General features: G+C 61.6%; 6 protein-coding genes. 1 reads left to right on the plus strand and 5 read right to left on the minus strand.

The window, feature by feature from the left end:
• The first annotated feature begins 301 nt into the window (after window positions 1-301).
• On the plus strand, window positions 302-490 hold the full coding sequence (locus BFP90_RS27135) for a hypothetical protein (RefSeq protein WP_065893744.1): 189 nt from the start codon (window positions 302-304) through the stop codon (window positions 488-490).
• 93 nt (window positions 491-583) lie between these two features.
• Here BFP90_RS27135 and BFP90_RS06130 read toward each other — a convergent pair whose 3' ends face one another.
• The 5 genes from BFP90_RS06130 to cysM form a co-directional block, all read right to left on the minus strand.
• Window positions 584-1,129, minus strand: coding sequence for a DUF2058 domain-containing protein (locus BFP90_RS06130; RefSeq protein WP_057011833.1), 546 nt, complete (start codon window positions 1,127-1,129; stop codon window positions 584-586).
• 25 nt (window positions 1,130-1,154) lie between these two features.
• Window positions 1,155-1,988: a nucleoside triphosphate pyrophosphohydrolase gene (gene mazG, locus BFP90_RS06135; RefSeq protein WP_065896251.1), complete on the minus strand. Its 834-nt coding sequence runs from the start codon at window positions 1,986-1,988 to the stop codon at window positions 1,155-1,157.
• A gap of 67 nt (window positions 1,989-2,055) precedes the next feature.
• Window positions 2,056-4,302, minus strand: a complete 2,247-nt coding sequence (relA, locus tag BFP90_RS06140; protein WP_065893746.1) for a GTP diphosphokinase — start codon at window positions 4,300-4,302, stop codon at window positions 2,056-2,058.
• A gap of 120 nt (window positions 4,303-4,422) precedes the next feature.
• Window positions 4,423-5,775 (minus strand): 23S rRNA (uracil(1939)-C(5))-methyltransferase RlmD, encoded by a 1,353-nt coding sequence (rlmD, locus tag BFP90_RS06145; protein WP_065896252.1) that lies wholly within the window; start codon window positions 5,773-5,775, stop codon window positions 4,423-4,425.
• Window positions 5,775-6,677, minus strand: a complete 903-nt coding sequence (gene cysM, locus BFP90_RS06150; RefSeq protein WP_065896253.1) for a cysteine synthase CysM — start codon at window positions 6,675-6,677, stop codon at window positions 5,775-5,777. Before cysM ends, rlmD begins: the two co-directional genes overlap by 1 nt.
• Between the last annotated feature and the right edge of the window lie 257 nt (window positions 6,678-6,934).

Raw genomic sequence — 6,934 nt, forward strand, 5'->3', positions numbered from 1 at the left:
CAAAAGCAGATCAAGATCAAGAGCGACTCGCTTCGCATCGTGGTTACGGTTGGGCGCTGCTGAGTTGTGTGGGTACCTATGCCCCCCGATGGCGTCAGTAGCCTGCCCCCAAACATGAAACTTTTGTCATCTAACCCAACCCCCTGCGACCAAATGCCACGGTTTACATGGCCTGCAGCACTGTTGCGTTTCCTGCAATGAATTGTTGCACGCAAAACCGGTTTACTTAGCAAGCTAACAAATCATATAACAAAGGCCTGCGACGACTTGCCGCAGATCAACCAGAGATTGGAGCAAGCAGATGACTGTAAAAGTAACTGAACGCGACGATGAACATATGTCCCACGAAGCACTAGGCCACGGGATTCACATCTGGGATGTACATCAACAAGATTTGCTGGTCGGCATGTTTCACAACGAGAGCGATGCTCATAATTATAAAAACGAACTTGAATCGCTTGAGATGAAACGCCAGGCACAAGGCTCCTGAAATTCCGAAATCGCGTAGACGTCCGGCCCACGCAGCCGGGCCGCCTGCAAACGAAAACCCCGCCTGTTGGCGGGGTTTGTCGTTTCTACAGCCTTACCACATCAGATCATCCGGGATCTGGTAGGCGGCGTACGGATCGTCCTCATCCGGCACCTGGCTTTCGGTCAGGAGGTTGAGCTGCACGATACGCTCCGGCGCGCGCTCCTGGATCTTCAGCGCGGCTTCGCGCGGGATCACTTCGTAGCCGCCGCCGTGGTGCACGATGGCCAGGGAGCCATTGCTCAGTTTATTGCGCATCAGCGTGTTGACCGACAGGCGCTTGACCTTCTTGTCATCCACGAAGTTGTAGTAGTCCTCGGTGGTCAACTTTGGCAGCCGCGAGGTTTCGATCAATTGCTTGACCTGGGCCGTACGGGCCTTGGCCTCGGCTTTTTCCTGCTGCTGGCGGTTCAGCTCCTGGTCGCGCTTGACCTTCTCGGCGTGCGCCTCGGCGGCCAGGCGCGCCTGGGTGTCATCGACCTCAGCCTGGCCCTTGTGGACCAGGCGCTGCTGTTTCTGCTTCTCTTTGCCGACCTGCTTGGCCTGCTTTTGATTGACCAGACCTGCTTTGAGCAACTGGTCGCGAAGGGAAAGGCTCATGGTGCTTACTCACTTGGGCAACTGCTCAACCGCAGCTGGATATAGTCTTTTCCTGGCGTTTGGCTTCGCCCCACAGGGCGTCCAACGTTTCGAGGGTGCAATCTTCTATGGGTTGGTGCGTGTCGCGCAATGCCTGTTCGATAAATCGGAAACGTCGCTCGAACTTGGCATTGGCACCGCGCAGCGCGGTTTCAGGGTCCACCTTGAGGTGACGGGCGAGGTTGACCGCTGCGAACAACAGGTCACCCACCTCATCGGCAATCGCCGCCGAGTCGTTATCGGCCATGGCTTCGAGCACTTCATCCAGCTCTTCGCGGACGTTATCCACCACCGGCAACGCCGACGGCCAGTCGAAACCTACTTGGCTCGCGCGCTTTTGCAATTTGGCGGCACGGGACAGCGATGGCAAGGCGGCGGGCACATCATCAAGCAAGGAAAGTTGCTCGGGCGCGTCGGATTTTTCCGCGCGCTCCTCGGCCTTGATCTGCTCCCAGCGCTGCTTGACCTGCTCTTCGCTCAACTGCGGGATATCCAGCGGTGCGTAAAGATCGCCGGTAGGAAACACATGGGGATGACGCCGGATCAGCTTGCGGGTGATGCCATCGATCACCCCGGCAAATTCGAAGCGCCCTTCTTCACGCGCCAGCTGGCTGTAATACACCACCTGGAACAGCAGGTCGCCCAGCTCGCCTTGCAGATGATCGAAGTCGCCGCGCTCAATGGCATCGGCCACCTCGTAGGCTTCTTCAAGGGTATGCGGCACGATACTGGCATAGGTTTGCTTGATGTCCCACGGGCACCCGTATTGCGGGTCGCGCAGGCGGTTCATCAGGTGTAGCAGGTCGTCTAGTGAATACATCGATCTCTTTCCACTGAAGATCCAGTGTGGGAGGGGGCTTGCCCCCTCCCACATTATTTAACTGCGTTCACCCAGGGGTGCGATTGCGCCGCGTCTCAATGATGTTCGGCAGCTGGGAAATCCGCCCCAGCAACCGCCCCAGCGCGTCGAGCCCCGGGATCTCGATGGTCAGGGACATCAGGGCAGTGTTGTCCTCTTTGTTCGAGCGGGTGTTGACCGCGAGTACGTTGATCCGCTCATTGAGCAGCACTTGCGAGACGTCACGCAGCAACCCGGAACGGTCGTAGGCGCGGATGATGATGTCCACCGGATAGGTGAGCACCGGCACCGGGCCCCAGCTGACCTGGATGATCCGCTCCGGCTCGCGCCCGCCCAGTTGCAGCACCGAGGCGCAGTCCTGGCGGTGAATGCTCACGCCGCGGCCCTGGGTGATGTAGCCGACGATGGCGTCGCCCGGCAACGGCTGGCAGCAACCGGCCATTTGCGTCATCAGGTTGCCCACGCCCTGGATCTGGATATCGCCACGCTTGCCAGGCTTGTAGCCGGTGGCCTTGCGCGGGATCAGTTCCAGCTGTTCGTTGCCACGCTCCGGCTCCACCAGTTGCTGGGCCAGGTTGACCAACTGGGCCAGGCGCAGGTCGCCGGCACCGAGGGCGGCGAACATGTCTTCGGCGATCTTCATGTTGGCCTTTTCGGCCAGCTTGTCGAAGTCCACCTGGGGCAGGCCCAGGCGCGCCAGTTCGCGTTCGAGCAGGGTCTTGCCGGCGGCGACGTTCTGATCGCGGGCCTGCAGCTTGAACCAGTGGACGATCTTCGCCCGTGCCCGTGAGGTGGTGATATACCCCAGGTTCGGGTTCAGCCAGTCGCGGCTCGGCGTGCCGTGCTTGCTGGTGATGATCTCGACCTGCTCACCGGTTTGCAGGCTGTAGTTGAGCGGCACGATGCGGCCGTTGATCTTGGCGCCACGGCAGTTGTGGCCGATTTCGGTGTGCACGCGGTAAGCGAAGTCCAGCGGCGTGGCGCCCTTGGGCAGGTCGATAGCGTGACCGTCGGGGGTGAAGATGTAGACCCGGTCCGGTTCGATATCCACGCGCAGCTGTTCGGCCAGGCCGCCGATGTCGCCGAGTTCTTCGTGCCACTCCAGTACCTGACGCAGCCAGGAGATCTTCTCTTCGTACTGGTTCGACCCGGCCTTGACGTCGGTGCCCTTGTAGCGCCAATGGGCGCAGACGCCCAACTCGGCCTCTTCGTGCATGGCGTGGGTGCGGATCTGCACTTCGAGCACCTTGCCCTCAGGACCGATTACCGCCGTGTGCAGCGAGCGATAGCCGTTTTCCTTGGGGTTGGCGATGTAGTCGTCGAACTCTTTGGGAATGTGGCGCCACAGGGTATGGACGATCCCCAGCGCGGTGTAGCAATCGCGCATTTCCGGCACCAGCACACGCACGGCCCGTACGTCGTAGATCTGGCTGAACGCCAGGCCCTTGCGCTGCATTTTGCGCCAGATCGAATAAATGTGCTTGGCGCGGCCGCTGATGTCGGCATCGACGCCGGTGGCCTGCAGCTCGGCACGCAACTGGCCCATCACGTCGCTGATAAAGCGCTCGCGGTCGAGCCGCCGCTCATGCAGCAGCGTGGCGATCTGTTTGTATTGATCGGGTTCGAGGTAGCGGAAGGACAGGTCCTCCAGCTCCCATTTGATATGACCGATGCCCAGGCGGTGCGCCAGCGGCGCGTAGATGTCGAAGACTTCGCGGGCAACGCGGTTGCGTTTTTCGTCGTCGGCGGTTTTCACCGCACGGATCGCGCAGGTACGTTCAGCCAATTTGATCAGCGCGACGCGGACGTCGTCGACCATCGCCACCAGCATCTTGCGCAGGTTTTCCACCTGGCCCTGGGTCCCCAGCACCATGGACTGGCGCGGGCTGAGGCTGGCACTGATGGCCGCCATGCGCAGCACGCCGTCGATCAGCTTGGCCACCACTGCGCCGAAACGCTGGCTGACGGTCGGCAACGGAATATGCCCTTCGCGCACGCCGCGATAGAGCACGGCGGCAATCAGCGAATCCTGGTCCAGCTTGAGATCGGCGAGGATCTCGGCGATTTCCAACCCGGTACGAAAGCTTGAAGTGCCCTCCGCCCACAGGTTCTTGGCCGCATTGTCCTGCTGTTCAGACTCACGAGCGAACTCGCAGGCTGCTTTCAAGGCTTCACGGTCCAGTGCCGGGTCGACACTGACGGCATGATCCAGCCATGCCTCGAGATTGATACTGCCGTCGGTGTTGATCGGCTGGTGTGCTCTCACCTGTACCATCTTGCTTACCTTCCCTACGACGCACCTTGGATGCGCCAAAAATCATCGCCGACCTTGCTGCAGATTCCCTGGCAGTTCACGGCCCTGGAGACTGCAGGCCAGTCGGATTAAACGGGCATCCTAGCCCGCTTCAAATAACGCCATGGCCTCGACATGCGCTGTCTGCGGAAACATGTCGAGGATCCCGGCACGCTTTAGCCGGTAGCCTTGCTTGACCAACTCAACCGTGTCCCGCGCCAGCGTCGCCGGATTGCAGGACACATACACCAGGCGCCTGGCCCCCAGGGTGGCAAGTCTGCGCACAACTTCCTGGGCACCGTCGCGCGGTGGGTCCAAGAGTACCGCAGAAAAGCCCTGTTTGGCCCATTCCGCGTCAGTCAGGGGCTGGGACAAATCGGCCTGAAAAAACCGTGCATTATGCAAATTGTTGCTTAGGGCATTCTGTGCCGCACGCTCCACCATGGTCTGCACTCCTTCCACGGCAACGACTTCGCGTACCTGCCTGGCCAGTGGCAGGGCAAAATTGCCCAGCCCGCAAAACAGGTCCAGCACCCGTTCATCGGGTTGCGGCGCCAGCCATTCCAGGGCCTGGGCGACCATCGCCTCGTTGACCCCGGCATTGACCTGCACAAAATCACCCGGCCGGTACGCCAGCTCCAGGTCCCACGCCTCCAGGCGGAAACCGAGCGCGTTACCCGGCTCGACCGGCTCCGGCTGGCCCTCGCCCTGCAGCCACAACTGGGCATCATGGAAGGTGCAAAATTCTTTCAACACCTGCATGTCCGCCTCGGACAGCGGTGCCATATGCCGCAGCAACACGGCGATGGCCGTACCACTGAACAACTCCACGTGCCCCAACGCCTGAGGCTTGCTCAAACGGCGCAGCATGTTCGGCAGACGCTGCATGATCGGTTGCAAGGCCTGTACCAGTACCGGGCAATCATCGATGGCGATGATGTCCTGGCTGGCCACGGCGCGGAAGCCCACTTCAAGCTGCTTCGCCTTGGCATCCCAGCGCACGGCCACACGGGCGCGGCGTCGGTAGCCGAACTCCGGCCCGCTCAAAGGCGCAGCCCACGCTTGCGGTTCGACACCGGCCACACGGGACAATTGCTCGGCGAGCATGCGCTGTTTCAGGGCGAGCTGTTCGGCATGGGGCAGGTGTTGCACGCTGCAGCCGCCACAGCGGCCGAAGTGTGCACACGGCGCCGGACGGCGCAGTTCGCTGGCCGTGAACACACGTTCGATGCGCGCCTCGACCACCTTGCCGTGGGCGCCCAGCACCCGCGCTTCGACTTCTTCGCCGGCGAGCGCGCCGTTGACGAACCAGGTGCGCCCTTCGAAGAACACAATGCCGCGCCCGTCGTTGGCGAGGCGTTCGATGGTCAGGCGTTGTTTCTTGCCCACGGGAATCTGAGGGGCCCGGCTGCCGCCCGTCGGTTGGAAACGCAGGCCTCTCTCGTGCTTGGCCATCAGTTGGGTTCGTCGAAGATGCCGGTCGACAGGTAGCGGTCGCCTCGGTCACAGATGATCGCGACGATCACCGCGCTTTCCACTTCTTTGGACAGGCGCAACATACCGGCCACCGCACCACCGGACGACACACCGCAGAAGATGCCCTCTTCACGGGCCAGGCGTCGGGTGGTGTCTTCGGCTTCACGCTGGGCCATGTCGATGATGCGGTCCACGCGCGTGGCGTTGTAGATCCTGGGCAAATACTCTTCGGGCCAGCGGCGGATACCGGGGATGGCCGCGCCTTCCATCGGTTGCAGGCCGACAATCTGAATCGCCGGGTTCTGCTCCTTGAGGTAGCGCGAATTGCCCATGATGGTGCCGGTGGTGCCCATGGAACTGACGAAATGGGTGATGGTGCCCTGGGTCTGGCGCCAGATTTCCGGGCCGGTGCTGGTGTAGTGCGCTTCGGGGTTATCCCCATTGGCAAACTGGTCCAGCACCAGGCCACGGCCTTCGGCCGCCAGGCGTTCGGCGAGGTCGCGCGCGCCTTCCATGCCCTCTTCCTGGGTAACCAGGATCAACTGGGCGCCATACGCGGTCATCGCCGCCTTGCGCTCGGCGCTGCCGTTGTCGGGCATGATCAGCACCATCTTGTAACCCTTGATCGCGGCGGCCATGGCCAGGGCGATCCCGGTATTACCCGAGGTGGCTTCGATCAGCGTGTCCCCCGGCTTGATCTGCCCGCGCAGTTCGGCGCGGGTGATCATCGACAGCGCCGGACGATCCTTGACGGAACCGGCAGGGTTGTTGCCTTCAAGCTTGAGCAACAGGATATTGCTGGTGTCACCCGCCATGCGTTGCAAGCGGACCAGGGGTGTGTTGCCGACGCAATCGGCGATTGTTGGGTACTGCAAGGTCATGGCGTATTCGCAATCCAGACTGCGGGGGCGGACATCATACCGGGAAAGGTCGGCGGGCCATATCACGCAAAGTGCGGTGCTTATGGCTTATAGGAATAAGGAAGAAGTGGGGGTGCCTGTGAGGGCGCTATCGGGGGCAAGCCCCCTCCCACATTCGACCGCACTCTCATGTTGGAACGCTATCCACTGTGGGAGGGGGCTTGCCCCCGATGGCGGCCTCTGGGCTGTCCGGGATGTTGGATTGGAACGAGTACATA

Origin of the sequence: Pseudomonas sp. 24 E 13 (assembly GCF_900004715.1) — a bacterium.
Lineage (GTDB): Bacteria > Pseudomonadota > Gammaproteobacteria > Pseudomonadales > Pseudomonadaceae > Aquipseudomonas > Aquipseudomonas orientalis_A.